Annotated in this window: 20 protein-coding genes; 8 read left to right on the top strand and 12 right to left on the bottom strand. The window is 69.4% G+C overall.

What is annotated here, in order from left to right; translation table 11 throughout:
• Positions 1-50: 50 nt before the first annotated feature.
• Together gltB and AC5P98_RS15980 are read right to left on the bottom strand one after the other, a co-directional pair.
• Complete coding sequence (gene gltB, locus AC5P98_RS15985; protein ID WP_495230108.1) at positions 51-4,505, bottom strand: glutamate synthase large subunit; 4,455 nt, start codon at positions 4,503-4,505, stop codon at positions 51-53.
• 174 nt (positions 4,506-4,679) lie between these two features.
• Positions 4,680-5,069, bottom strand: a complete 390-nt coding sequence (locus AC5P98_RS15980) for an I78 family peptidase inhibitor (protein WP_014035471.1) — start codon at positions 5,067-5,069, stop codon at positions 4,680-4,682.
• Positions 5,070-5,180: 111 nt separating this feature from the next.
• Between AC5P98_RS15980 and AC5P98_RS15975 the strand changes: the two genes are divergently transcribed.
• The gene (locus AC5P98_RS15975) at positions 5,181-6,239 is read left to right on the top strand and encodes a DNA topoisomerase IB (RefSeq protein WP_014645460.1); all 1,059 of its coding nucleotides are present in this window, start codon (positions 5,181-5,183) and stop codon (positions 6,237-6,239) included.
• On the opposite strand, the gene AC5P98_RS15970 is transcribed toward AC5P98_RS15975, so the two are convergent.
• Positions 6,227-6,535, bottom strand: a complete 309-nt coding sequence (locus AC5P98_RS15970) for a hypothetical protein (RefSeq protein WP_014645461.1) — start codon at positions 6,533-6,535, stop codon at positions 6,227-6,229. The two genes, AC5P98_RS15975 and AC5P98_RS15970, sit on opposite strands and share 13 nt — an antisense overlap.
• Positions 6,536-6,752: 217 nt before the next feature.
• Between AC5P98_RS15970 and AC5P98_RS15965 the strand changes: the two genes are divergently transcribed.
• The 3 genes from AC5P98_RS15965 (at position 6,753) to AC5P98_RS15955 (ending at position 10,207) form a co-directional block, all read left to right on the top strand.
• Positions 6,753-7,859 (top strand): SDR family oxidoreductase, encoded by a 1,107-nt coding sequence (locus AC5P98_RS15965; RefSeq protein ID WP_495230107.1) that lies wholly within the window; start codon positions 6,753-6,755, stop codon positions 7,857-7,859.
• Positions 7,860-7,975: 116 nt separating this feature from the next.
• A complete protein-coding gene (locus tag AC5P98_RS15960) occupies positions 7,976-9,391 on the top strand; it encodes an XVIPCD domain-containing protein (RefSeq protein WP_495230106.1) in 1,416 nt (471 codons plus the stop codon).
• A 3-nt stretch (positions 9,392-9,394) separates the two neighbouring features.
• The gene (locus tag AC5P98_RS15955; protein ID WP_075075917.1) at positions 9,395-10,207 is read left to right on the top strand and encodes a hypothetical protein; all 813 of its coding nucleotides are present in this window, start codon (positions 9,395-9,397) and stop codon (positions 10,205-10,207) included.
• On the opposite strand, the gene AC5P98_RS15950 is transcribed toward AC5P98_RS15955, so the two are convergent.
• On the bottom strand, positions 10,142-11,269 hold the full coding sequence (locus tag AC5P98_RS15950) for a serine hydrolase domain-containing protein (RefSeq protein ID WP_100450930.1): 1,128 nt from the start codon (positions 11,267-11,269) through the stop codon (positions 10,142-10,144). The genes AC5P98_RS15955 and AC5P98_RS15950 overlap by 66 nt on opposite strands.
• 191 nt (positions 11,270-11,460) lie before the next feature.
• On the opposite strand from AC5P98_RS15950, the gene AC5P98_RS15945 reads away from it, so the two are divergent.
• Together AC5P98_RS15945 and AC5P98_RS15940 are read left to right on the top strand one after the other, a co-directional pair.
• Entirely contained in the window at positions 11,461-11,847 is a 387-nt protein-coding gene (locus AC5P98_RS15945; RefSeq protein WP_014645465.1) for a BlaI/MecI/CopY family transcriptional regulator, read from the top strand.
• Positions 11,848-11,850: 3 nt separating this feature from the next.
• On the top strand, positions 11,851-13,851 hold the full coding sequence (locus AC5P98_RS15940) for a M56 family metallopeptidase (RefSeq protein ID WP_495230105.1): 2,001 nt from the start codon (positions 11,851-11,853) through the stop codon (positions 13,849-13,851).
• Positions 13,852-13,917: 66 nt separating this feature from the next.
• On the opposite strand, the gene AC5P98_RS15935 is transcribed toward AC5P98_RS15940, so the two are convergent.
• The 3 genes from AC5P98_RS15935 to AC5P98_RS15925 form a co-directional block, all read right to left on the bottom strand.
• Positions 13,918-14,232 (bottom strand): I78 family peptidase inhibitor, encoded by a 315-nt coding sequence (locus tag AC5P98_RS15935; protein WP_049404229.1) that lies wholly within the window; start codon positions 14,230-14,232, stop codon positions 13,918-13,920.
• A 78-nt stretch (positions 14,233-14,310) separates the two neighbouring features.
• Complete coding sequence (locus AC5P98_RS15930) at positions 14,311-15,333, bottom strand: ribonuclease H-like domain-containing protein (RefSeq protein ID WP_495230104.1); 1,023 nt, start codon at positions 15,331-15,333, stop codon at positions 14,311-14,313.
• Positions 15,330-17,819, bottom strand: a complete 2,490-nt coding sequence (locus AC5P98_RS15925; protein ID WP_126411570.1) for a DEAD/DEAH box helicase — start codon at positions 17,817-17,819, stop codon at positions 15,330-15,332. The genes AC5P98_RS15930 and AC5P98_RS15925 overlap by 4 nt, the downstream gene beginning before the upstream one ends.
• 212 nt (positions 17,820-18,031) lie before the next feature.
• On the opposite strand from AC5P98_RS15925, the gene AC5P98_RS15920 reads away from it, so the two are divergent.
• On the top strand, positions 18,032-18,550 hold the full coding sequence (locus AC5P98_RS15920) for a hypothetical protein (RefSeq protein ID WP_478439946.1): 519 nt from the start codon (positions 18,032-18,034) through the stop codon (positions 18,548-18,550).
• A gap of 40 nt (positions 18,551-18,590) precedes the next feature.
• Positions 18,591-19,265 (top strand): hypothetical protein, encoded by a 675-nt coding sequence (locus AC5P98_RS15915; RefSeq protein ID WP_014645470.1) that lies wholly within the window; start codon positions 18,591-18,593, stop codon positions 19,263-19,265.
• A gap of 59 nt (positions 19,266-19,324) precedes the next feature.
• Here AC5P98_RS15915 and AC5P98_RS15910 read toward each other — a convergent pair whose 3' ends face one another.
• From AC5P98_RS15910 to AC5P98_RS15890, 5 genes are read right to left on the bottom strand one after another with little or no spacing between them, the layout of a single operon-like run.
• Positions 19,325-21,133, bottom strand: coding sequence for a hypothetical protein (locus AC5P98_RS15910; RefSeq protein WP_495230103.1), 1,809 nt, complete (start codon positions 21,131-21,133; stop codon positions 19,325-19,327).
• Positions 21,130-23,298 (bottom strand): hypothetical protein, encoded by a 2,169-nt coding sequence (locus tag AC5P98_RS15905; RefSeq protein WP_495230102.1) that lies wholly within the window; start codon positions 23,296-23,298, stop codon positions 21,130-21,132. The genes AC5P98_RS15910 and AC5P98_RS15905 overlap by 4 nt, the downstream gene beginning before the upstream one ends.
• Positions 23,295-24,416: a BatA domain-containing protein gene (locus tag AC5P98_RS15900; RefSeq protein WP_423179831.1), complete on the bottom strand. Its 1,122-nt coding sequence runs from the start codon at positions 24,414-24,416 to the stop codon at positions 23,295-23,297. The genes AC5P98_RS15905 and AC5P98_RS15900 overlap by 4 nt, the downstream gene beginning before the upstream one ends.
• Positions 24,413-25,309 (bottom strand): DUF58 domain-containing protein, encoded by an 897-nt coding sequence (locus tag AC5P98_RS15895; protein WP_423179830.1) that lies wholly within the window; start codon positions 25,307-25,309, stop codon positions 24,413-24,415. The genes AC5P98_RS15900 and AC5P98_RS15895 overlap by 4 nt, the downstream gene beginning before the upstream one ends.
• A gap of 7 nt (positions 25,310-25,316) precedes the next feature.
• Positions 25,317-26,300: an AAA family ATPase gene (locus AC5P98_RS15890; RefSeq protein ID WP_049404208.1), complete on the bottom strand. Its 984-nt coding sequence runs from the start codon at positions 26,298-26,300 to the stop codon at positions 25,317-25,319.
• Positions 26,301-26,309 lie beyond the last annotated feature (9 nt).

Below are 26,309 nucleotides of genomic sequence, written 5' to 3'. Positions count from 1 at the left end.
GAATGCGAGGGGGAACGTTGCCGGCCAGCGGCCAGCACTACCGGAAAACATCACGCGGCGCGTCGCAGGGTTTCGGTCAGCGACTCGATGCTGGCGGCCTTGGGTTTGACCAGCCAGAACTTGCCGATGTAATCGCGGAACTCGTCGAGGATCTGCTGTGCCCAGATGCTGCCGGTCAGCTCGCGATGGCGGCCGATCAGGCGGTGCAGGTGCTGGCGGTAGTTCTCGAAGCCTTCGGCGGACACGCGATGGATGTCGATCAGCTCGTGGTTGTAGCGGTCGACGAAATCACGGTCCACGTCCAGTACGTAGGCCAGGCCGCCGGTGAAGCCGGCGCCGAAGTTCAGCCCGACCTTGCCCAGCACCAGCACCACGCCATCGGTCATGTACTCGCAGCAGTGGTCACCGGCACCTTCGACCACGGCCAGTGCGCCGGAATTGCGCACCGCGAAGCGCTCGCCGGCGCGGCCGGCAGCGAACAGCTCACCGCCGGTGGCACCGTACAGGCAGGTGTTGCCGATGATGGCGGTGCTGCGTGCCTCGAAGCGCGCGCCACGCGGCGGCCGCACCACCAGCCGGCCGCCAGCCATGCCCTTGCCGACGTAATCGTTGGCTTCGCCTTCCACTTCCAGGTGCAGGCCACCGACATTGAAGGCGCCGAAGCTCTGCCCGGCGCTGCCACGGAAGCGCAGTTCCAGCGGTGCCTCGGCCATGCCCTGGTTGCCGTGCGCGCGTGCCACCGCACCCGCCAGGCGGGCACCGATGCTGCGGTCGGTGTTGTGGATCAGGAAGCGATGCTCGCCGCCGCGCTTGTGCTCGATGGCCGGCGCCAGCAGGCCATCCATCTGCGTGGCCAGGCTGTCCGGCGATTCGTACAGGCGCTGCGCGGCGCAGTGGCTGCCCTCGTAGCGGCTGTCGGCCAGCAGGCGCGACAGGTCCACGCGCACGCCGTCGCGCGGCGCGGATTCGATCTGGCGCAGCAGGTCGGTACGGCCGACGATCTCTTCCAGCGAACGCGCGCCCAGGTAGGACAGCCAGCCACGCACTTCTTCGGCCAGCAGCCGGAAGAAGTTCTCCACGCGCTCGGGCTGCCCGGTGAAGTGGTTCTCGCGCAGGCGCTCGTCCTGGGTGGCCACGCCGGTGGCACAGTTGTTGAGGTGACAGATGCGCAGGTACTTGCAGCCCAGCACGATCATCGGCGCGGTGCCGAAGCCGAAGCTGTCGGCGCCCAGCAATGCGGCCTTGACCACGTCCAGCCCGGTCTTCAGGCCGCCATCGGTCTGCAGCAGGGTACGGCCGCGCAGGTCGTTGGCGAGCAGCGCCTGGTGCGCCTCGGCCACGCCCAGCTCCCACGGCACGCCGGCATAGCGGATCGAGCTGACCGGCGAGGCACCGGTGCCGCCATCATGGCCGGAGATGGTGATCAGGTCCGCACCGGCCTTGACCACGCCCGCCGCAATCGTTCCGACGCCGGCATGGCTGACCAGCTTCACCGACACCAGCGCGGTCGGGTTGACCTGCTTGAGGTCGTAGATCAGCTGCGCCAGGTCCTCGATCGAATAGATGTCGTGATGCGGCGGCGGCGAAATCAGGCCGATGCCCGGGCGCGCATAGCGCAGCCGCGCGATCAGTTCGTTGACCTTGTGCCCGGGCAGCTGGCCACCCTCGCCGGGCTTGGCACCCTGCGCGACCTTGATCTGCAGCACCTCGGCATTGACCAGGTACTCGGCGGTCACGCCGAAGCGCCCGGAGGCCACCTGCTTGATCTTGCTGCGCCTGGCGGTGCCATAGCGTGCGGGGTCTTCACCGCCTTCGCCGGAATTGCTGCGGCCCCCCAGGCGATTCATCGCAATCGCCAGCGCTTCATGCGCTTCCGGTGACAGGGCGCCGAGGCTGATCGCCGCGGTATCGAAGCGCGGGAACAGTTCGCTGGCCGGGGCCACTTCATCGAGCGGTGCGGGCGTGGCGGCAGGGACCAGTTCCAGCAGGTCACGCAGTGCCGAGGGCGGGCGCGCATGCACCGCATCGCAGTACTGCTGCCAGGCACGCGGATCGCCGCTGCGCGCCGCGCGCTGCAGGGTGGTGACCACGTCCGGGTTGTACATGTGGTACTCGCCGCCGTGCACGTACTTCAGCAGGCCGCCGACATCCACGTCCTGCTGCGCGTCCCACGCCTGCGCGCACAGCTCGCGCGCGTCGGCATCCAGGCGCGCGAAACCCGCGCCACCGATGCGCGAAGCGGTATCCGGGAAGCACAGATCGACGACCTCCGGTTCCAGGCCGATGATCTCGAACAGCTGCGCGCCGCGGTAGCTGGCCACGGTACAGATGCCCATCTTCGAGATGATCTTCGACAGCCCCTTGTAGACGCCCTTGCGGTAGCGGCGGCCGATCTGCGACTGCTCACCGCCCTTGCTGAGCTTGAGGATGCCGCGGCGGCCCAGGTCGAACAGGGTCTGGTAGGCCAGGTACGGATACACCGCCGTGGCGCCGAAGCCGAGCAGGCAGGCCATGTGGTGCGGGTCGCGCGCGGTGCCGGTCTCGACGATGAGATTCACGTCGCAGCGCAGGCCCAGCCGCGAGAGGTGGTGGTGGATGGCGCTGGTGGCCAGCAGCGCATGCACCATCGGCCGCCCGGCCACCGGGTAGCGGTCGGACAGCAGCAGCATCACCATGCCGTCGCGCGCGGCCTGTTCGGCCTCGGCGCAGATGCGCTCGATGCCGGCACGCAGACCCTCGTCTTCGCTGTAGGACAGGTCGAGCAGGCGGTTGGCCTGCGCGTACTGGTCCATCTTCAGCAGCTGGCGCAGCTTGCGCTGGCTGAGCACCGGCGAATTGAGGATGACGTGGTTCACCGTCTCCGGACCGGCATGGAAGATGTTGGTCTCCTTGCCGAGCTGGGTGGACAGGGACATCGCGCAGTCTTCGCGCAGCGGATCGATCGGCGGGTTGGTGACCTGCGCGAAGGCCTGGCGGAAATAGTCGTACAGCGGGCGGCTGCGCTGGCTAAGCACCGCCATCGGCGTGTCGTCGCCCATCGAGCCGGTGGCTTCCTGCTCGGTCTCGGCCAGCGGCCGCAGCACCTGCTCCACTTCCTCGCTGCTGAGCTGGTACAGCTTGTGGTAGCTGCGCAGGGTGGCTTCGTCGAACGGCTCTTCCACCAGCGACGGGTCGATCAGTTCGGTCTGCAGGTAGGTCACGCCCTGCTGCAGCCACTGCTTGTAGGGCGCGCGGCCGCGGTTGATGCGGTCGACCGCATCGGAGTCGAGCAGGTCGCCGCGCTTGAGGTCGATCGCGATCATTTCGCCGGGGCCAAGCTTGCCCTTGCGCACCACCCGCTCGGTGGGCACTTCCCACACGCCCGCTTCAGAGGCAACCAGGAAGTGGCGGTCGGCGGTCAGCATCCAGCGTGCCGGGCGCAGGCCGTTGCGGTCGAGGGTGCAGACGGCGTAGCGGCTGTCGCAGGCAACGATGCCGGCCGGGCCATCCCACGGCTCGCTGTTCAGGCCGTGGAACTCGTAGAACGCGGCCAGGTCCGGGTCCTTGAACTCCAGCGACTGGGTGGCCGGCGGCACCAGGATGCGCAGCGCCTGGATCAGCTCCATGCCACCGGCGACCATCAGTTCCAGCATGTTGTCCAGGCTCTGCGAGTCCGAGCCGTGCATGGAGATCACCGGGTCGAATTCGGCGATGTCGAAGCGCGGCGTCTTCCACACCTTGCTGCGCGCCTGGGCCCAGCGGCGGTTGCCTTCGATGGTGTTGATCTCGCCATTGTGGGCGAGCATCCGGAACGGGTGGGCAAGCGGCCAGCGCGGCAGCGTGTTGGTCGAGAAGCGCTGGTGGAACACGATCGCGCTGGAGGCCAGTTCGCGCCGCTGCAGGTCGGGATAGAAGCGGCTGAGCTTGTCCGGCAGCACCATGCCCTTGTAGCTGATCGCATCGGGGGTGAGGGTGGTGACGTAGAAATCAGCGTGATCGCGCAGCTGCTGTTCGCTGCGGCGACGGGCCAGGAACAGCGCCAGCGCGAAGCCGGCATCGTCCTGGCCGACACCGGCATCGACGAACACCTGTTCGATGCGCGGCAGGGTATCGCGCGCCAGCTGGCCGCAGACGCTGTCATCGGTGGGTACCTCGCGCCAGCCGGCGACCTTGCAGCCGACCGCTTCCACCTGCGCCTGCAGCTGGGTACGGCAGGCGTCGGCGGCCTCGGTGTCGTGCGGCAGGAACACCAGGCCGGCAGCGAAGCGCGCGCCGGTGGTGATGCCGGCTTCGCTGGCCAGCAGTTTCAGGAATGCATCGGGGCGGCGCAGCAGCAGGCCACAGCCATCGCCGGTCAGGCCATCGGCGGCGACGCCGCCACGGTGGGTCATGCGCGAAAGCGCGGCGATGGCGGTATCAACCAACAGGCGCGAAGGTTGATCGTCGAGCTGGGCGACCATGCCAAATCCACAGGCATCGCGCTCGGAGCGCGGGTCGTAAAGCCCTTGGCGGTTGCGGGGGGCCATCTCTACCTCGATGCGTATAGGGTTGGCGGCGACACTCGTCCCCGCTCATTCCCTGGAGCGCATCGTGAGGCCACCGGATGCCTCGACTAGATCACAGGTTGCTGCAGCGCCGCAATACACGGTTGCAGGTGCAACAGAACGCGCCGGCAACCCCGTGCCGGCGCGGGGTCGCCCTCAGCCGCAGCGCACGCCGCTGACCAGGCCCTTGTCGTCCACTTCGATGTTCAGGCGGTCGCCGAGGAATTCCATCGTGGCCACGTCGTTGGGCTTCATGACGCGCAGCTGGTGGGCACCGGCATCTTCCTGCGCCTGCTTGCCCAGCGCGTCGGCGTAGGCCTGGCCGACCAGGCTCTGCACCTGGCTGGCATCGCAGGTGCCGACCGGCGGTGCCTCGGTGGCCTTGCCGGCTTCGTCGGCCGGTGCCTTGGCGGCTTCGGCAGCCTGCTGGGCATGGGCCGTGGCCGAATCCTGTTCATCCAGCGCCGGTGCCTGGCAGGCGGTCAGGGCCAGCACGGCCGGCAGCAGCAGGGCGGAGAGCGAACGGGCGCGAATCGGGAACGACATCATGACTCCGGAAGGGATTGTGAAAGCCCGAGCATAGCGGCGAACCGATCCTCACGTGTTTGTCTTGTGTTATCGACAGGATCGCGGCAGCGCGGCAGCGACACTGCGCGCATGCCGACCCCCTCTACCCCCGAACGACAGGCCGCGCGCGCTGCGGGCCTGCGCTATGTCGATGACACCCAGCCGGGCATCAGCCGGCGCCGCGCCGGCAAGGGCTTCAGCTACCGCGATGCCGATGGCCACGCGGTGCGCGATGCCGCCACCCTGCAGCGCATCCGCGCGCTGGCGATCCCACCGGCCTATACCGCCGTATGGATCTGCGCCCACGCCAATGGCCATCTGCAGGCCACCGGCCGCGATGCCCGCGGGCGCAAGCAGTATCGCTACCACGCCGATTGGGCCGCAGTGCGCGACGCCGGCAAGTTCGACCGGGTGATCGCCTTTGGTGAAGCACTACCCGCGCTGCGGCGCCGGCTCAGCCGCGATCTCAAGCACAGCGGCTTCCCCCGCGAGAAGGTGCTGGCGGTCGTGGTCGCGCTGCTGGCCGACACCCTGGTGCGGGTAGGCAATGAGTCCTATGCCAAGGAAAACAGATCCTTTGGCCTGACCACGCTGCGCAACCGGCACCTCGACCTGCTGCGCGGCGGGCGCGTACGGATGCGCTTCCGCGGCAAATCCGGGCAGCTGCACGAAGTGACGGTAGGTGACCGCCGGCTGGGCACGCTGGTGCGCGGCGTGCAGCAGTTGCCGGGCCAGGCGTTGTTCCAGTATCGCGACGACGACGGTGCCATCCAGCCGGTCGACTCCGGTGCGGTCAACGATTACCTGCGCGAGGTGATGGGCGAGGAATTCACCGCCAAGGATTTCCGCACCTGGGGCGGCACCCTGGCCGCGGTGCAAGCGTTCGCGGCCACCGAGTTGCCCGAACCGGCCAGCCAGCGTGCGCTGGCCAAGGTACAGCGTGAGGTGGTGTGCAAGGTGGCGACCCAGTTGGGCAATACGCCTGCGGTGTGCCGCAAGGCCTACATCGACCCCTGCGTGTTCGCCGGCTGGGAGCGCGGTGAACTGGCGGAACTGGCCGGCCTGCGTGGGCCGCGCCAGTGGGAGCAGGCCACCCTGCGCGTGCTGCGCAGGGCGCGCCGGCTCAGCCGCAGACGTCAGCCGCAATAGATCGCGGTGATGTTGTTGGTGCGGCCCTTCTCGATGGTCAGGCGGTCACCGCCTTCGTGTGCCGGCGGCACGCGCGGGCCGTCATGGCGCAGCACCTGCACGTGCAGGCTGTCGCTGTCCACGCGCGCGCGCTCGACGGTTGCGGCGGAGGCGGCCAGGCCGAGCGCACCACGCACCCTGTCGCTGTGGCACTGGCCGGAAATCACGCCGTCGATCGGCTGCACCTGGGCCACCGGCGTGCTGCTGCAGGCGGCGAGGGCGAGACAGACGGCGGCGGTGGCGATGGCATGCTTCATGGAAGGGTTCCTTGGTGTGGTTGCGTGCAGCGTGCGACGGCGCACGTGGTGGCGGAATGAACACCGTGCACATCGTGGACACGGTGCGCTCACCCCCGCCAACAGCCTGGGCGGAGACGCTGCAGTCGCGGCGGATGCCGCCCCCGGTACTGCGGCGCATGCGCCCGGTAGTGCCGGCCGCTGGCCGCCGATCCCATTCCCCCCCGAGGAGACCTGCATGGCCACCACCCGAAAGACCCCCGCCCGCCGCAAAGCCTCACCCAAGGTGCGCAAGGGCAGCACCGCGCCCCAGACCGCTGCCGACCCCGCTCGCCCGCGGGTGGTGAAGACCGCAACCCGCAAGGCGGCGGCTGGTGATCCCCGCGCCGCCCGCGTTGCCGCCCGGCAGCGGCGCCTGCAGGACCAGGAAAAGGCCAAGGACGCCCGCGCAGCCAAGAAGGCCACGAAAAAGACCGCGACCCAGGCCGGCGCACGCCGCCAGCCGGAGGCCATGCCGGCCCAGCAGTTGGCAAAGCCGGGGCGCGAACACGAACTGGAGCTGGCGCCGCGCTTCCTCGCGCCGGACTACACCGGCAGCGGCAAGCTGCAGGGCATGCGCGCGATCGTCACTGGCGGTGATTCCGGCATCGGCCGTGCTGTGGCCGTGCTGTTCGCACGCGAAGGCGCCGATGTGGCGGTCCTGCACCTGGACGAGGCCGAAGATGCCGACATCACCCGCCAGCACGTGGAGCGCGAAGGTGGCCGCTGTGTGGTGATCGCCGGTGACGTGCGCGACCCGCGCTTCTGCAACAAGGCGGTCAAGCAGGTGGCCAAGGCCTTCGGTGGCATCGATATCCTGGTCAACAACGCCGCGTTCCAGCTGCACTGCGAGCGGCTGGAGGATCTGGAAGACGCGCACCTGCAGGAGACGCTGCAGACCAACATCGGCGGCTACATCCAGATGGCGCGTGCGGTACTGCCGCATCTGGGCGAGGGGGCCAGCATCATCAACACCGGCTCGGAAACCGGACTCTTCGGCAGCAAGGCGCTGATCGACTACTCGGCCACCAAGGGCGCGATCCATGCGTTCACCAAGGCCCTGGCCAGCCAGCTGCTGCCGCGCGGCATCCGGGTCAACTGCGTGGCGCCGGGGCCGGTATGGACGCCGCTGAACCCGGCCGACAAGCAGGCCGGGGATGTCGCCGAGTTCGGAAAGGACAGCGACATGGGCCGGCCTGCACAGCCTGAAGAGCTGTCACCGGCGTATGTGTTCCTGGCCTCGCCGGTCTGTGCAAGTTACATCAGCGGGGCGATCCTGCCGGTGATGGGTGGGCCGCGCGGCTGAGTCGTGTCGGTTCCCGCCTGGATCCGGCGGCAGCGAAGGTGTGCGGCCTGTCAAAGGCCCCACACCGTGCGATTGGGGTAGGCTGATCCTGTACCGACCATGTTCAAGGACCGACCATGCCCGAAATGGATATCAATGCCGCAGCCAACGAGGTCGTCGCCCTGCTGCGGCGGAACGATGCGCGTGCTGCCGCCACCCGCCTCCAGGCCCTGCACGACGGCCAGAGCGCAGTGGTGCAGGAATCGCTGGATCGCTATATCTCGGCGCGTGCGGCCGCCGAGCTTGAGGGCTTGCGCCGGAACGGGGGCGTGGCCGCAGCGGATGCAGCTACGGTGAATCCGATGCTGGATCGCTTGGGCGAGGCGATGCGCCCGCCGCGGATGCCCGATGCTGCCGAGACAGCGGGATTGAGCCAGGCCCAGCAGTACGACGTTTATGGCAGCATCGTGGCCCAGCGCGGCAACATCGCAGCGAACGATGCAATGGCAACCCAGGACCGCGTGGTGCTGGGGTTGCGCGATGAGAACCGCACGACCGAGGCGCGCGGACGTGGGGTCTACGATGACCGCATCGTGGTGCTGTGGAAGGATGCGCAGGGCCGCGGCCACGTGCGCGAGTTCAACCAGGCCACGACCGAGCCGACCGCCCAGTACGACGGCCATGCCAAGACCGCGCCGCGCAGCCCGGGCTTTGGCAATGTGGCGCCGCGTACCAAGACCGAGGGCGAGGACGTCAACGGCGACCGGGTCAAGGATCTGGGGCGCCTGGGCGAGGGCACCATCGAGATGCGCGCCACCACCCATCCGCGCAATGGCCATCCCGATGAGTTCGCACTGCGTCCTTCGCAGGACGCGATCACTGCGGGCGCCGGACGGGTGGAGCGCGACAGCAATGGCGATGGCTGGTTCGATGCGCGTGATACCCAGGGCGTGCAGGACCTCAACGACACCTTCAAGATCCATCGTGGCAGCCATTCCAACACCGATTCGGCCGGTTGCCAGACCATCGGTGGCGGCGAGTATGACGACTTCGTGTCGACGGTGCGCGGCACGCCTGGGCAGAACCGCTGGCAGTACGTGCTGACCTCGGTTGCACCCGGCCAGACGCGCGAATTGGGGCAGGACGTGCCGCTCGCGGCCAACGATGACCCCCGTCAACCGCAGCATCGCGATCATGCCCTGCAGCAGCAGATCAGTACGCGCCTGCAGGCCCTGGGCGGACGCTACGCCGAGCATGCCGAGGACTACAGCCTGGTGATGCTGCGCGAAGCGAAGGCCGCGGGCATCACCCGGGTCGACCAGATCGTGGCCAGCAATCCCAGCGCCGGCCGTGCGGCTGGCGAGACACTGTTCCTGGTGCAGGGCAGCCCGGGCGATCCTGCGGCGCTGCGCGCAGGGGTCAATGCGGCGGAGGTGCGCGAGACTGCGGTGGAAACCGGCCTGCGCCAGCTGCAGCAGCAATCGCGCGAACAGGCTGCACCTGCGCCCGCGCCGGCACAGCAGCAGGACGCGCCGGCGATGGGAGGGCGTTGATCGATGATCCGATCGCAGTTGACGCCGAGCGTTCCATTGATGCTGCTGCTGGCCTGCAGTGCCTGCGCGCCCGCTGGAGAGCGCGTCGCGCCGGTGGCGCCCACTGCCAGCTCGGCCGCGAAACCGGAGGCCCTGCCTGCGCAGACCCTTCCCACGGATCGCGGACTGCCCGCATTGCCGAAGGCTTCCGGCAGCGGCCATCCCGGCGGCCGCTACGCTACGCTGCCCGAACCTGCCAGGCAGGTGCTGGCGCAGTTGAAGTGCAACGTGGAGAGCGCCAGCAAGGTGCAGGTGCTCTCCATTCCCGCGCAGGATGGCCAGCAGGATTTGATGGTTACTGATCGCAGCGGGCCGCGTTTCCGCTATTGGATGCGGTCGTTCTCCGGCAGTGGCGGTACCACCGGCTATCTGGTGCAGCTGCAGGGCTGCCCGGCAACCACCACGGGCATGCGCGCCTACATCGCACAGGGAGCCGCACCGCTGCAGGATGTCACCGCATCCATCCTGGCGCAGGCCGGATTGCCCGATGCGGCGACCATGACGGCCTACCAGGAAAAGGGCGCGGGCGATCTGTTCGCCTTCATCGGCGTGCTGGACAAAGTGCCAGTGCTGCGCTGGGTGGCCGAAGCCGACCCCGAACAGCCACTGGCCGCCGATGCACGCAGCTTCGACCATGGCAATGCCATCCACGGCGGTTTCCTGCACTGGAACCAGGATCACTTCGAAGTGGCCAGGGCCGTTCCCGCCGCGCTATGGCCCTGCGATGACAGCCCGTTGCTGCCGTGCAAGGCCGACCCGTTCGTGACGGGGCGTTGAGGCATCGCGCACATAGAAGTCGGCAATGCGCGGAATGAACTGCTGCGGATTGGCACCGACAAGATTGGTCAGCACCACGACCGCCACGCCGCGCTCGGGATAGACCACGAAGGCCGAGCGCGCACCGCCGATACCGGCCACCTGAAGGTCGGGCGATGCGCGCAGTACCGCCCAGCCACCCGCCCACGGGCCGGCGCGGCCATCAGCGAGGCGCTCTGCGCTCCACATCCGCCGCAGTGCCGTCTCCGGCAGCAAACGGCCTTCGGTCAGTGCGACGAGCCAGCGCGCGGTGTCGTCGGCGGTGGTGAGGATGCCGCCACCGGCCCAGAGCGAAGGCGGTATGTCGTAGAACCAGTGCGACAGGCGGGACGGTGCATCCACAGCATCGGTGGCACGCGGGGCCAGGCTGTACATCGTCGCCGCATCCGGAATCAGGTCGTAGCTGTCGCCGAAGGTGGTGCGGGCCATGCGCGCGCTGCTGAACTGGCGTGTGGCCAGGAAACGTTCGTAGGACATACCGGATTGCTGCGCGATGATCCGTGCCAGCAGGACATAGTTGGTCTGGTTGTAGGCGAAGCGCTGCCCGGGCGCCGCTTCCAGCGGCCGAGCTGTCACCGCCGTCCACGCCTGTGCTTCGGAGCCACCGCCCAGCAGTCCGTTCGCATCAAGGATGTCCGGAAGGCCTGAGGCATGCGCCAGCAACTGGTGTACGCGCACGTCTCTCCACGCTGGCGGAAGATCATCCAGGTAACGCGAGGCCGGCGCGTCCAGATCCAGTCGTCCCTCCTGCGCCAGCTGCGCAGCCGCCACGCCGGTGAATGCCTTGGTGGCCGAGTTGAGCGGGAAGCGGGTGTCGCGCGAGGCACGCACACCGTTCTCGACATTGGCCAGACCGTAGGCCTCGGACAGCACGATCTGCCCGTCCTTGACCACCGCGACCTGCAATCCGGGGATGCGCTGCTCCAGCATGATCTGGCGGATCAGGCGGCGGGTCTGGTCGTTGGCCTGGTCCTGGTCCTGGCTGGCAGCAACGGCGGCGAAGGGCAATGCACTGATGAGCATGAGCAGGGCACGGAGCATTGGGCGGGACATGTGGAATTCCAGCGGGGCGTTGCGGATCGGATGCAGCGGGCGGGTCAAAGGTTTAGGCGCTCGGTGGTGCCTACCGTTCGTCGGCCCATGACTTCCGGGGGGTTGACTACAGTTGTCGTCACGCAGACAGTGGCGACACGTGTAGTCAAGGGAGTGGTGTCATGCGTGGCAAGACGATCGGGGACCAGGAGCTGGCCCTGCTGCAGTACATCGATGAACATGCGCCGGCCACCGTCGGCGAGGTCGCCAGTGGCTACGGGGAGGCCCGTGGGCTGGCCCGCTCCACCGTGCTGACGATGATGGAGCGACTGCGGGCGAAGGGGTATCTTCAGCGCCAGCAGCAGGACGGTGTCTACCGCTACCAGGCCACGCGTGGCCCGCAGAGCGTGCTGCAGGGCGCGGTGGCGCAGTTCGTCGACAACACCCTGCAGGGCTCGGTGTCGCCGTTCGTGGCCTACCTGTCGCAGCGCCAGCAGGTCAGCGACAACGAGCTGGCCGAACTGGAAGCGCTGGTTGCCCAACTCCAATCGCGCCGCCACGAGGGCTGAGCCATGGACACCACGATGCTGATCCCGATGTTGGAACGGCTGGGCTGGACCAGCCTGCAGACCGTGCTGCTGGTGGCCCTGGTGTATGGCGTATGCCGCGCGCTGCCGTCGCTGTCGGCGGCGACCCGCTGCCGCCTGTGGTGGCTGGTCTCGCTGCAGGCTGTGCTCGGCCTGTTCTGGAGCCAGCCGTTGCAGCTGGCCTGGCTGCCGGCGCCGCAGGCGGTGGCGATGAGCGCGACCGATGTGGCCGCCGACATGGTCTACCCGCTGGCCCCGGAGGCCTCGGCACAGCTGTTGGCCGCAATGCCGATGCCCGCCGCGGATGTGCCGGCGGTGGCATGGTGGGCCGTCGCACTGGCCACGCTGTGGATGTCCGGCGTGCTGCTGATGGCCCTGCGTACCTTCGGTGAGTGGCGTCGCTGCCGCGCGCTGCTGGCAGCGGCCTATCCCTGCGAGGACGAGGCGCTGGTGCAGGCCCTGCAGCTGGCCTCCGATGCGCACGGCGTGCGTCCTGCGCCGCGGTTGTGGATGAGCACGCAGGTGGACGCACCGCAGCTGGTCGGGCCGTTCCGCCCGGTGCTGCTGCTGCCGGCGGGCGACAACGCCCTGCAGGGCGACGCGCTGGACCTGGCCCTGACCCACGAACTGCAGCACCTGCAGCGGCGTGACCTGCAATGGGGCCTGCTGCCTGCACTGGCCCAGCACCTGTTCTTCTTCCACCCGCTGCTGCGCCTGTCGGTGCGTGAATATGCACAGGCGCGCGAGGAAGCGGTGGATGCAGCGGTGGTTGGCCAGCACGGTGCCAGCCGCCAGGCCTATGGCCGTCTGCTGCTGCAGCTGGGCGTGGCACCGCAGCCGCATCTGGGCGTGGCCAGTGCCGCACCGGATACCACCAGCCTCAAGCGCCGCCTGCTCTCGCTGCAGTCGCGCCGGTCCTGCCCGCGCATCCTGGCGATGGCGTTGACTGCGGTGGTGCTGGTGGTGGGCGTGGCGCCGATGCGGCTGGTCGCAGCGCCGGTGCCGCCGGCACCGCCCGCGCCTCCTGCGGCGCCGAAGGTCGTGCCGCCGCCGCCGCCGAAGGCTCCGAAAGCGCCGCCCGCACCGCCTTCGTCCGCGCGCGTTCCGGCCGGGCCGGTGGCGCCCGCGCCGCCCGCCGAGCCGGCTGATGTCGAGGCGTTGTCAGGTCCGGACGATGCGGATGTGGCGGTCGACGTGGATGCGGATGTCGATGTCGATACCGGCATGCACAGTGAACACACGACCTCCCGCACCACTTCCATCACCACCTACGGCCGCCTGGACCTGGGCAAATCGCCGCCGGAGGCCTTCGTGCTGGTAGATGGCGATTCGACCTTCGCCAACGGCGGCATGGACGACGTGACGGTGGCCCGCAGACAGCTCGGCAAGGGCCCGGCGCTGTGGTTCCGCAAGGGCGACAAGCGCTACGTGGTGCGAGACCCGATGATGATCCAGAGCCTGCAGCGTGCCTACAGCGGCGCGGCGGATCTGGGCCGCCAGCAGAGCGAACTGGGCCGCCAACAGAGTGCGCTGGGTCGCCAGCAGGGCGAACTCGGCAGGCAGATGGGCGAGATGGGCCGCCTGCAGGGCGAGGAGGCGCGCCGCATGGCACTGGCCGCTGCCGAGGCTGCGCGCAGCGCGGTGGCCGCGCATGACATCAACCGCGAAGCGGCGGCAGAAGCGGCGAAGGCGGCGCGGGGCGCGACCAACGATGCGGCCATTGCACGTGAGGCTGCACGTGAGGCTGCTGCAGAGGCACGTCGTGCGATGCAGGAAGTGGACAACGAAACCGCGCGGGCCACCCACACCCGCGGCATGCAGCGCCTGGCCAGCCAGCAGTCTGAACTGGCCAGCCGCCAGGCGGCGCTGGGCAGCCGGCAGGCTGCGTTGGGTGAGCGTCAGGCACGCGTGCATGAGCAGGCGTCGCGGCAGGCGCAGCAGGTGATCGCGCGCGCACTGGCCAGCGGCAAGGCCGAGCGACTCTGACTGGTAGTGCCGGCCGCTGGCCGGCAATGTGGGGTGCCGGCCAGTGGCCGGCACCCACTGGGTTGATCAACCGCAGCTGGCGCGCTCGATCCGGTTCTGACCGTCCACCTGCACCGTCACGCGGTCCTGGCGGAAGTCCATGGTTACCTCCATGCCCGGCTTGACCACGCGCGCGTTGCGGGCACCGCTATCGGCGACCAGTTTCTTGATGGTGGCCTCGTCGGCGGTCTTGCCGGTGAAGGCTTCCAGCGCTTCCGGCCTGCATTCGTGGGCGGCATCGGCCACCGGTGCCGGTGCGGCATCGTGGGTGGTGCTGCTGCCGGCGTGGCTGCAGGCGGCCAGCGGCAGGATGGCGAGCAGGGCAAGCGGATTGAGGCGCATCGTCGGGCTCCAGGCGTGGATGGTGGCGGCAGTGTCACCGCTGCCACCGTCAGGGCATGTCAACGCGGCCCTTGGCCATTACTGCCCGACCAGCGCCAGTGTTTCGCGCTCGCGCTGCTCCTCGCGCACCAGTCGCTGCAGCAGCAGGGCCAGGGTGACCACGTCCTGATGGTTGTGGTCGGCCACCCGACGCAGGTTCACCGCATCGCCGCCGCGCAGGAAACGCAGCCATGCGCCCGGGGCTTCGGAGCCAGGCAGGTCATCCTCGCGCACCACGCGCAGCAGCTGGCGCTCAATGGTGGACAGCTTGCAGTTCTCCCACGTGCCGCGATAGCGGCGGCGGGTCGGGTAGAGCAGGTCGACGTGATCCAGCGCGCTGATCGGGCAACGCTGGCGGGCCAGCCGGTAGCGCGCCTTCAGCAGCGGCGCATCGTAGCTGCGCCCGTTGTAGCTGCAGAACACGGTGGACGGCTGCAGCCAGCGGGCGAAGGTGTCCAGCATCGCGTCCTCGGCGGCCATCGTCGACATCAGCAACTGGCGGATGCGCAGGCCTTCGCCACGCTGCGGGCACACATGCCAGTCGGCGGCGCCGATCATGAAGGCGCGGGTGCCAGTGCCGCCGGCCAGGCCGGTGGTCTCGGTATCGAAGAACAGCAGGTCGCGCGCGGCGACGTGCTCGTGCTCGCGCCTGGCGAAAGCCAGGGAAAGCGGTTCTACGGGAATCGGTTGCGGCTGCAGCGACTCGATCAGGAACAGGCCCGGCGCGATTTCCTCGCCGGGGAGCTGGCGATCCTGGGCACTGGCGCGTGCCGGTGCGGCTCCACCACGCGAGCGCAGGCCGAGCAGGCGGTGCAGGCTGCCCACTTCCGGTCGACGCAACGGTGCGGCGGGCGTCACAGGCGCGGCAGCGCCGGTCGGCTTGTGGCGGATTTCCTGTTCGACCCAGGCGAACACCGAGCGCTCTGCCGGTGGCTGCCGTGCATCGTTGGCGGCTACCGGGGCCGGCGCCGGGGGGGGCGGCTCGGGTGCCACCGGCGTGACTGCTTTCGGGTCGCCGGCCTGCTTCCGCAGCAGGCGCAGCTTTTCCAGGCTCAGGCTCACGGTGCCAGCAGCTCCATCGGCTCGCGCGTGGTCACCACCAGGTCGCGCACGTGCTGGCAGGCTTCTGCGTCGAACAGGTCGAGCACGCGCAGCGCCAGCGCGCGCGGCGAGGTTTCATCTTCCTCCTGTGCAGCCAGCACCGGGCCGACACAGGCCGGGCAACCGGCCTTGCAGTCGCAACGCTGCACCAGTTCGCGCGCGCGCTGCACCAGCTCGGCCTGGCGCTGCCACAGCGGCTCGCTCAGGCCAACGCCGCCAGGAAAGTTGTCGTACAGATAAACGGTCGGCACGAACTCCTGCAGCAGCTCCACCGCGCCAGGGTCGCCTTCGCTGCCGCGCAGCTGGCCACGGCCGCTCTGGTCGGCGATCGCGAACCAGGCACCATCGCCGTTGCCGACTGACTTCTGCAGATCGCGCGCATCGGCCATCACCGCCACGGTGGCGACGATGTGCAGGGCATACGCGGCGCCAAGGAAGCCATCGAGCGCATCCTGCTTGCTGGCGAACGCGCGCAGCAGCAGCGCCTGCGGCAGCTGCCACCACACCGCAGTGGTGTGCAGTTCCTGGTCGGGCAGGTTCACCGGCCCATAGCCGATGTTCTCGTGGGTGTAATAGCGGATCTTCTTGTAGCCGGCCACGCGACGCACCACGTGCACTTCGCCATGGTGCGAATCGCCACGGCCGGCCACGCCACCGTCGAAACGGTCCAGCACCTTGAGCTTGGTGAAGTCGATGCTGTCGGTGTAGTAATCCACATGCGTGCGGGTGACATAGGCCTTGCGGCCGTCCCAGTCCAGCGTCTCCACCTGGTAGGGCGTGGACTGCACCATGTGGATGGCGCCTTCGTACAGGGTGAGTGCGGCGGCGGAATAATCGACCTCGGCGATGATCTGCTGGCGGCCGTCGCTGCGGTCGACCACCACGAAGTTGCCGTCGGCCACCGCGCGCAGGCTCACCGCGTTGGCCGGATAGCTGTCGGCGATCCATTCCCAGCGCTCGCCTTCGCGGTGGATGACTTCGGTTTCGGCCAGCGCTTCCAGGAACACTTCCGGATCGATCGGGCCGAAGCCATCGCCAACCCGGAACGGCAGTTCGAAGGCTGCGCAGCGGATGTGGTCGAACAGGATCAGCGGCTGGTCAGGTGCAATGCGTGCATGTTCGGGCGAGGCCTCGGCGAAGAAGTCCGGGTGCCGCACCACGTACTGGTCCAGCGGCTGCGAGCTGGCCACCATCACCCCCAGCGCCGGCTGCTGGCGGCGACCGGCGCGGCCGAAGCGCTGCCAGGTGGCGGCCACGCTGCCGGGATAGCCATTGAGAATGACCACGTCCAGGCTGCCGATATCCACGCCCAGTTCCAGCGCCGACGTGCTGACGATGCCGTCGATGTTGCCGGCGCGCATCGCACGCTCGGTCTCGCGGCGCTCGGTGGGCAGGTAGCCGCCACGGTAGGCGCGGATGCGCGGCGGCTTGCGCGGGTCGTGGTCGAAGATGTCCTTCAGGTACTTGGTCAGCACTTCGACCATCAACCGGGTCTGCGCGAACACCAGGGTCTTCAGCCCGGACTTGATCGCGATGCGCGCGATGCGGTTGCTCTGCGAGCGTGCCGAGGCGCGCAGGCCCAGGTCCGGATTGATCACCGGCGGGTTCCACAGCAGTACCTGTTTCGGTCCGCTGGGCGCACCGGATTCGGTGATCGCGGTGACCGGTGCCTCGATCAACGCCTCGGCATGCGCCTGCGGATTGCCGATGGTGGCCGAGCACAGGATGAACTGCGGTTGCACGCCGTAGAACGCGCAGATGCGCTTGAGCCGGCGCAGCACGTTGGTGACGTGGCTGCCGAACACGCCGCGGTAGGTGTGTACTTCGTCGATGACGATGTAGCGCAGGTTCTCGAAGAACTGCGCCCACTTGGTGTGATGCGGCAGGATCGCCTGGTGCAGCATGTCCGGGTTGGACACCACGATGTCGCCATGCAGGCGGATCGCCTGGCGCGCATCACCCGGGGTATCGCCATCGAAGGTGAAGGCCTTGACGCCCAGATCGCCGGCACGGTTGAGTTCCAGCAGCTCGGCCACCTGGTCCTGTGCCAGCGCCTTGGTCGGGAACAGGTACAGCGCCTTGGCCTTGTCCTGCATCGCCGCGCTGACCACGGGCAGGGTGTAGCACAGCGACTTGCCGCTGGCGGTGGGGGTGACGATGGCCACGTGCTCACCACGCTGGCTGGCCTCCCAGGCCTCGGCCTGGTGGCTGTAGAGCTGCTCGATGCCGCGTGCCTTCAGGGCCGCGGCCAGGGCCGGCGGTACCGCATCGGGAATGGGGGCGTAGCGGCCCTCGCGGCCGGGAATGGCAAAGCTGCCGGTGATGCGGTCCTGGTAGCGGCGCTGCAGGCGCGCGCTGAGCAGGGCGCCGTCACGGGCGGGCAGGCCATCGCGGGTGGCGAGCTTCTGCTCGGCATCGGCGGTGCGCTTGGCGAGTTCGTAAGCCATGGAAAGTGGAGCCGGGACGGATTGCGAGGGGTCACATGGCACCACATCCACGTCTCAGGATGTGAGACATCGCACACGGAGGGCGTGAACCGTTCAGTGCTCGCGTCCCGTGGCGCCGCCGCATCTCCCCTGGCTGAACAGCTGCCAGTGCAGCAACGAAATCTGAAGCCGGCATCCGTATCCTTGGGCGCTGGACGCAACCAACAGGGCGGATGGCTGTGGCACGACGTGGAACGCAGGGAGCACTCCTGGCCGGCATGCTGCTGGCCGGCATCGCGCAGGCGCAGCAGGCCGCGCCGATGTCGGTGCCCGATCCTGCACCCGTTCCCCCTGCTGATGCCCCGGCAGCAGCCACCGCGCCGATCTCCACCGCCCTGCCGCAGGACAACGTCACCACCCTCGGCGAGGTGCGTGCACTCAAGCCCGACGACGAGCCGCTGGACCTGTACCGCTTCAAGAACCCGGTGAAGTTCGGCGACAACCGCTTCAGCCGCGACTGGAGCGAGCCACCGTCACCGGAGCAGGTCAGCATGGGCGGCGGCTACATCATGATGGGCGTGGTCAAGGGCGTGCTGGCGGCGGGCCGGGGCCTGAACAAGCTCACCGGTGGCCCCGACCAGATCCAGTCCGCCATCGCCCGGCCACCGCCTGAGCTCAGTGCCGAACAGCGGCAGCGTGCGCTGCGGTTCTCCCAGCAGCAGGATGCCGGTGATGCACCGCCGGTGAAGTAGGCCGGTATATCCTGCCGGTTCCTCAACCGATAGCGCTGCCATGTTCCTGCGTTCGTTCTGCCTGCTGGCTGCATTGCTGCCCGCGTCCGCCTTTGCTGCCGGCATCGCCGGTGATGGCGCGTGCCGCAATGGCGCGTTCCCCTCCGAACAGAGCCGGTTCGCGCTGGCGCGGGTGGTCGACGCACCGCGCCTGTATCTGCTCGGCGACATGGACGGGTGCCCCGCCAAGGGCGAACCGGCCTGCCGCCAGCGCAGCTATGTGGTCAACGGCGATACGGTGGTGACCGGTCGCGACCTTGGCCGCTACCGCTGTGCGTTCTTCCCGAACAAGGTGGGCGGCAGCGCCGGCTGGGTGGACCGCAGCAAGCTGCAGCCGTTGCCGGTGGCCGTGCCAACGCTGCAGGACTGGGTGGGCCACTGGAAAGACGGCGACAACGGCCTGCGCATCACCGTGCAGGGTGGACAACTGCATGTGGATGGCGACGCCTACTGGCCCTCTGCCAACCCCACGCCGGAACAGCGCCCGTATGGCCCGAACATGGGCCAGGTAGAAGCGCGCGCGACGCCGCGTGGTGCTGATGTCGAGTTCGTCGAGGACACGTGCCGGGTGCGCGTGCACTCGCTGGGCGAGGTGCTGATCGTGGCCGACAACAGCGAATGCGGTGGCATGAACGTGCGCTTCAACGGCGTTTACCGGCGCGCGGGGAAACGCTGAAGGACGCATGACGGAGGGGGTCAGAGCCCCTTCGCGGGCGACAGGGATCCGACCCCGGGTCAGCGCCGCCGTTCCAGCCACCACAGCAGCGATGCGCACACCGTGAACGCCAGCCACCACGGCCAGCGTGAGCCCGGCACGGGCTGCATCATCGCCGTGTTCGTCGGCCCGCTGACGGACAACGCTCGCGTGGTTGCATCGATCATCGCCTGCTGGTGCAGTGCAGGTGCGGCCTTCGGGTCGAACACATAGCGCCAGACCGTGGTGTCGCCGTGCTGCAGGCGCTGCCAACCCGCCTCGCGCGGCCACCAGCCGGCACAGCGCAGGGCCGACGTCGCGCCATCGACGATCAGCGGCGTGCCTTCGCCGCGCGCGTTGAAGACCTGCAGTGGCGCCTGCACGCCGCACAGCGCCTGCCGTTCGCCCGCCCAGCCGAGCGTCTGCGGCGACCACAGCGCATCACCGCTGCCCTGCGCACGCGCCAGCGTGGCGACGACGCTGCTCCAGAGTTCACCGTGGCGATCATCGCGCCCGGCCAGCACCCAGCGCCAGCTGTCGGTGATCGGCAGCAGGCCGATGCGACCCTTGCCGGCAGCGCGCCAGCCGCCGACGGCCTTGCCCGTCCCATCCCGCAGCAGGGCGTTGCTGCCTGGCGCCTGCAGCGCCAGTGCTTCCAGCGCGGGCAGGGGCGCACTGTGCGAGCTGCGGTCAGCGTCCTCGCCGTAGCCGGTCGGCAGCGTTCCGGCGGCGAGCGGGCCGCGTCGTGCGGCGAGGACCGCGCTGTCGCCGTCGCCGGGAAGTTCGAGGGCGTGGCTGCTGCCATCGCCCTGCACTGGCAGGCCCAGATCGCGGAGGCGCTGGCGCGCGCCGGCTGCAGGTGCGCCTGCACTGCGCAACAGAACGCCAAGGCCGTCGCGCAACGCCTGCCGCACGGCAGCCAGCTGGCCGGCACTCAATGCGGCCAGGCTGCGCTCGTCCAGCAGCAACAGATCGCTGCGCGCGAGTGACGCTGCATCCAGCGCGACCGCGCCATCCCCCACGCTGACACCTGCCCCGGTATCGGCCTGTACCTGCACGCGGATGCCGGTATCGGCGGCCCAGCGGCGCAGGTACTTCAGCTCCGGGCCCGGCGCACTGGCACGCACCAGCATGCGCAGCGGTGCCGCCGGCAGGGTCTGCTGCGGTACCGGCGCGCTGTCCACCACATGACCGCCGGCATCGAGCAGGCGCAGCTGGAACACGCTGCGGCCCTCGGCGCGGGCGATGCCGCTGAGCTGCACGCGACCGTCCTCGGCAACGTCCACGCGATCGACCACGCTGTCGGCGGGATCAAGCAGTTCCGCCTTGGCCTTGGTGACGCCGCGCGCCTGTGCATGCACGTCGAAGCGTGCGCCGGGCGCGGCGTCGGCGGGTGGCTGCAGCGCGATCCACCCGCGCATCGGAGCTACCGGCTGCCAGCGCACGTCGCGTGGCAGTACCGCGTCGCGGTCACGCGCGACCAGGCCGGCACCGACCAGCGTCAGCGTGGAAGCCGGATGCTGGCGCAGCGCCGTGGCCAGGTCCGGCACGCGCTGGCCCCCGGGCACATCGGCAGCCTCCGGCAACAGCAGCCGCGGGCCTGCGCTGGCCGGCAGCGCGCCGGCCTTGTCGGCATCGATTCCCAGCACGACCAGGCCGACCGCGGGTTGCTGGCCGGTGGGCGGGACCAGGCAGAAGTACAGCAGCGTGGCAGCGATCAGCTGCAGCGCAATCACGATCCACTGGCGGCCACGACGCGCGGCATTGCCACGCAGCTGGCGCACGCTGGCGATGACCACGATCAGGGCGAGTGCCAGCGCAATCCACAGGTTCACAGCAGAGGCGTTCATGGCTGCGCCTCCAGCGCATCAAGGTACCGCTGCCCCATCGCATCGGCGGCACTGCGCCGCATCGCCTGCGGCAATGGACGCTGCAGCGCCCGCCACAGCTGCGCGCGCAGGCGCTGGCGGCAGTCGCGGCAACCGGGTTCGATGCGCAGCTGCTCGATGGCGGCAGCCAGATCGAGTGCGTCGGGCAGGTAGGCGGCATTGCGCTGCTGCCAGCTGGCGAGTGCGTCGAGGTCGGGCACGCTGGTGTCATCGCCGAGGCGCTGCCACGCTTCGATGATGGCCGGGTCGGGCGGCGTGCGTGCGGCCAGCGGCAGTTCGCGACTGGCCAGCCCGGCGCGATCGCCACCCAGCCGGCGCCCTTCATCGATCGGCGGCAGCTCCGGCCCGACCCGGGCCAGATAGATGCGTTCGGCCTGCTGCACCTGCTTGATGAAAGCCAGCGCCTTGTTGGCAAACGGCAACGCCTGCTCCGGACGGCCCTGGCGCAGCTCGCCTTCGGCCGACCACATCTGGTCCAGCGCGGCCTTCAGCGTGGCACGGGTCTGCGGGTCGAGCAGGGTCGCGGCCTCGGCATGGTCGTGGGTGTGGCCGTACTCCGACAGCACATCGGTGGCGCTGCCGAACACCGGTGGCGCATCGGCATTGGACGCCTTGCCGCCGTGGTCGTGGCCATGCTCATCGTGCGCTCCGGCCTCGCCGCCATGGCCGTGATCGTGATCGTCGTCGTGGCTGTCTGCAGCCGGCGCATCGCTGGTGGGCAGGTCGCTGGTCGGCGGTGGTTTCGGTGCACCTTCGCTTTCTTCGCCCAGGAACTGGCCATAGCGCAGGCGCAGGATGCGCTGGTCGACACCGATCGCATCGCTGCGTTTCACGAAGTCCTCGGCGGCGAGGCTGCGTCGCTGCCGGATCAACGCCTCGGCATCGATGATGATCTGCCGCTGGCTGCGGAAATAGGCCGGCAGGGTCTTCTTGATGCGGCCTTCCAGTTCGGCACCGAGTGCAACCTCGGCGCTAGGCAAGCGCAGGATCACGCTGCTGCTGCGCCCGGTCTGCGGCGTTGGCGCGTGGTTGTCGCGCACTTCCAGCTGGGCGATGACATCGTTGCCCGGTTGCGCGCCCAGCGCAGCCAGATCAAGCGTGTGGGCGAAACGCCGCGCGGTGGCTTCGCCGCTGCCGCCAAGCGTCACGCTGCGTTTCACGAAGGTGATGTTCTCACCGCTGCCCTGGGTGGTGGTGACCGACAGCGTTGCCTGCGCGGCTACGCCGTAGTCGTCGGTGGCCTCGAAGCGCAACGACCACTGGCGTTGCCCGGGCGTGCCCAGCACCAGGCTGGCGGCCGGCTCCAGCACGCGTACGCCGGGCGCGCGGTCGGCGACCACGTCCAGACGATGCAGGTCGGTTCCGGCCAACGCCGGCTCGCTCACCACGCGGTACAGCACCGGCGTGCGCGCCACATCCTGTGCCTGCCACTGGCCATCGTGTTCGTTCAGCGGCAACCGGCGACCATCGTGGAACTGCAGCCATGCCTTGTCCGGTGCGCGATCAAAGCGCAACGACCACGACAGCCGGCTGTCGGCGGCGACCTTGGCATCCAGTGCGTTCTGGGTGAGCGTGGCCTGGCCGGTATAGGCCGGCGCGTCGATGCGCATGCGGGTGGACTGCAGGTGCAGTGGGCCCGCGGCAGCCGTGCTGCCAGGCGCCGACGCACGGGCCGGCGCGGAGCCGGGGCTGGAACGTGGCCAGCCGAATGCCAGCGCAACGATGGCCAGGCCCGCGATCCAGCACAGCGCCAATGCTCCACGCGGCCAGCGCGGACGCAGTTCCGGCATCGCGCGTTCCAGCGTGGCCAGCACATGCGCGCGCTGGCGCTGCTGCAGCGGATTGAGGGTAAGCGCATCGGCAAACAGCAGGTCGGCACTGTCCTCACTGGCGCCGCTGCCATCGAGCTGGCGCTGCAACCACTGCGGGTCCAGCTGGCGGGAGCGTGCCGTGGCGAGCGCTGCGCAGGCAAGCAGGCCGATGGTGCCGATCACGCAGGCGATATCGAAGCCCGCCAGGCGCAGCGCCAGCACCGTTGCGGCCAGCGCCCACGGCAGGCCCAGCAGCAGGGTGACGAGCGCACGGCGGCGGCGCGCGTGCTGCCAGGCGAGCTGCAGGGTGTTCATGCGGGCCCCCTGCGTCGATGACTGCTGGCCATCCAGCGTTCCAGCGCGAACAGCAGCACGATGGCCAGCAGCAACCACGGGGTGAGCTTGCGCAGCGGCGGCGTTGCCGCAGGCAGTGCTGCCTGGCGGGGGGCCTGGTCCTGGGCATCGCCGAGGCGTGGCAGCGGAGGCGGCTGCAGAGCCAGCAGCAGCGCGCGTGGCAACTGCGGATCGCGCAGCGCAGCGTTGCCTGAGGCATCCCAGTCGCCGGGCAGAGACAGCAGGACACCGTGGCCGATGCGTTGCTGCCACAGCAGCGGGGAGCCCTCGGTGTTGCGCAGCAGGATGCTGGCCTCGGCGGCAGGCTTGCCGGCAGTCACTACACGTCCGCCGTCCTGCAGCCACGCCTGCCAGTTCGCCGGCAGTGCGCCAGTGCGGCTCCACACGCCGATCTCGCCGCGTTCGGGCAGCGCATCCGCCACCAGAGGCGCGAGCGGCGCCTGCCTGCCCCACGCGCGCTGCAGTGCATTCAACCAGTGCTGGACGGCGGCCGAAGCATCGCTGTGCACGCGCAGGCGCGGCAACGTTGCGGCACTCGGTCGCTCACTCACCGGTATCGGCTGCGGGCGCCACTGCACCTCGCGCGACAGCTGCAGGCGTGCGCCGTCCAGGCCGGGCAGGGGATCGGGAACGTGCACGGTCAATGCGGTGCCCGCAGGCAGCTGTGCGTCCAGTTCGCGCAGCAGGCTGGGCAGGGAAGCCGTGGACGCGGGTGGCACTTGATCAATGGCAGGGAAGCCGGGCGCCAGCCAATGCCAGTTGCCCGCTTCGGCGGTGCCGCGTAGTGCGGTCGCGTCCAGCCCTGGGGCTACGACCGTCCACGCAGTGAGGGCTGGCGCAGGCCCGGTCAATGCAGGTCGTGCCAGCAGCAAGGCCAACGCGGCAAGCAACAGCAGGCGCACCAGCAGCAACGGCCAGTCATCGAAGCGGATGCGCTGGCGCGGCCGGATCTGTGCACGCAGCCAGCGCAGCGCGGCGAAATCCAGCGGTGTGTACGGATGGCGGCGGGCGAGGTGGATCAGCAGCGGCAGCAACCCTGCAGCGAGCGCGGCCAGGCCCAACGGGAACAGCAGGGTCATGCGCCGCCCCTGCGGCCAAACAGTGCCTGCAGTGGTTGGTCCAGCGGCTGGTCGAGCCAGCCAGTGGCACTGGCGATGCCGCTGGCCTGCAGGCGCGACTGCAATGCGTTGCGTGCGTCAGCGAAGCGTTGCAGGTAGTCGGTGCGGATCGCCGCGCCATCGCCCAGCAGTTCCTCGCCGGTCTCCGGATCGCGGAAGCGATGGCCTGCGCCGAACGGGAAGTCCCGCTCGTCGGCGGTGAGGATCTGCAGCAGTGCCACTTCGCGGCGTGCGCTGGCCAGTTGTTCCAGCAGCACAATGCCGGCCTCGTCAAAACCGTCGCCGATCGCCAGCAGCAGATCGCCCGGGCGCACGCGCTCCCACAGCGGGCGCAGGCGATCGGCCACAGGCCAGCCGCCACGCGCCTGCAGTGCATGCAGTTGCAGGTGCACGCGATCACGCTGGCGTGCGCCGTTCGCTGCGGGCACCAACTGCAGTCCATCGCCATTGATCGCCAGCAGGCCGAAACGGTCGCTCTGCTGCAGGGCCAGTTCCACCACGCAGGCGGCCACACCGCGCATGTGGTCCAGGCGGGTGCGCTGCGGTGCCGCGCGATCGGCCTGGCCGGCCGAGGCGGTGGCATCAAGCAGCAGCCAGACCGTGATCGGGCTTTCGCGTTCGGATTCGCGCACGAAGAAGCGGTCCGAGCGTGCATACAGCTTCCAGTCGATCTGGCGCAGCTCATCGCCTGGTTCGTAGGCACGGTACTGGGCGAATTCGAGGCCGGCACCGCGGCTGCGGCTGGCGTGCTGGCCGATGCCACTGGCGCCACTGGCCAGGCGTGGCCGCACGCGGAGCGTGCGCAGGCGCGCACGCAGTTCCGGTGGCAAGGTCAGCGGGGTACCGGCGTTCACGGGTGGCTCAACCCGGGAACGGCACGGCCTGCAGCAGGGCGGCGACCACGTCGTCGGCACGCTTCTGCTCGGCCTCGGCGGCGAACGACAGCAGCAGGCGATGGCGCATCACCGGCGCGGCCAGTGCCTGCACATCCTCGCGGGTGGCGGCAAAGCGGCCCTGCAGCAATGCGCGCGCTTTTGCCGCCAGCACCAGCGACTGTCCGGCGCGCGGGCCCGCGCCCCACTTCACCCACTGGTTGATCGCGGCGGGTGCGCCTTCGCCTGGGCGGCTGGCGCGCACCAAGCGGGTGATCCAGGCCAGCACATCCGGGCTGACATGCACCTGGCGTACGGCGGCCTGCAGCGCGATCACCGCCTCTGCATCCATCACCTTCGGCACCGCGTCGTTGGCGCCGCCGGTGGTCTGTTCCAGGATCTGCCGCTCCTCGTCCTCGCTGGGGTAATCCACCAGCACGTGCAGCAGGAAGCGGTCCAGCTGCGCTTCCGGCAGCGGGTAAGTGCCCGCCTGCTCGATCGGGTTCTGTGTGGCCAGCACGAAGAACGGCGCCGGCAGTGCGTAGGTGGTGCCGGCGTAGCTGACCGTGCGTTCCTGCATCGCTTCCAGCAGTGCGGCCTGGGTCTTGGGCGGGGTGCGGTTGAGTTCGTCTGCCAACAGCAGGTGGGTGAAGATCGGGCCCTGCTGGAAACGGAAATGGCGATGGCCGGTGCCGTGGTCTTCCTCCAGCAGCTCGGTGCCGAGGATGTCGCTGGGCATCAGGTCGGGGGTGAACTGCACGCGCCGGAACTGCAGTTCCAGCGCCTGCCCGAGCGAGCGCACCAGCAGGGTCTTGCCGAGCCCGGGCGCGCCTTCCAGCAGGCAGTGGCCGCCGGCCAGCAGGCCGATCAGCAGCTGCTCGACCACGGTGTGCTGGCCCACCACGGCGCGTGCAAGCGCGGCGCGCAGCGCATCCAGGCGTGGCAACAGGGAATCGAGGTCGGGGGAAGTCATGGGCGTGCA

The sequence above is a fragment of the Stenotrophomonas sp. YJH_SMC_135 genome (genome assembly GCF_059372355.1).
Note: the sequence above shows the minus strand (reverse complement) of the source record. Positions and strands in the feature narration are given on the sequence as shown.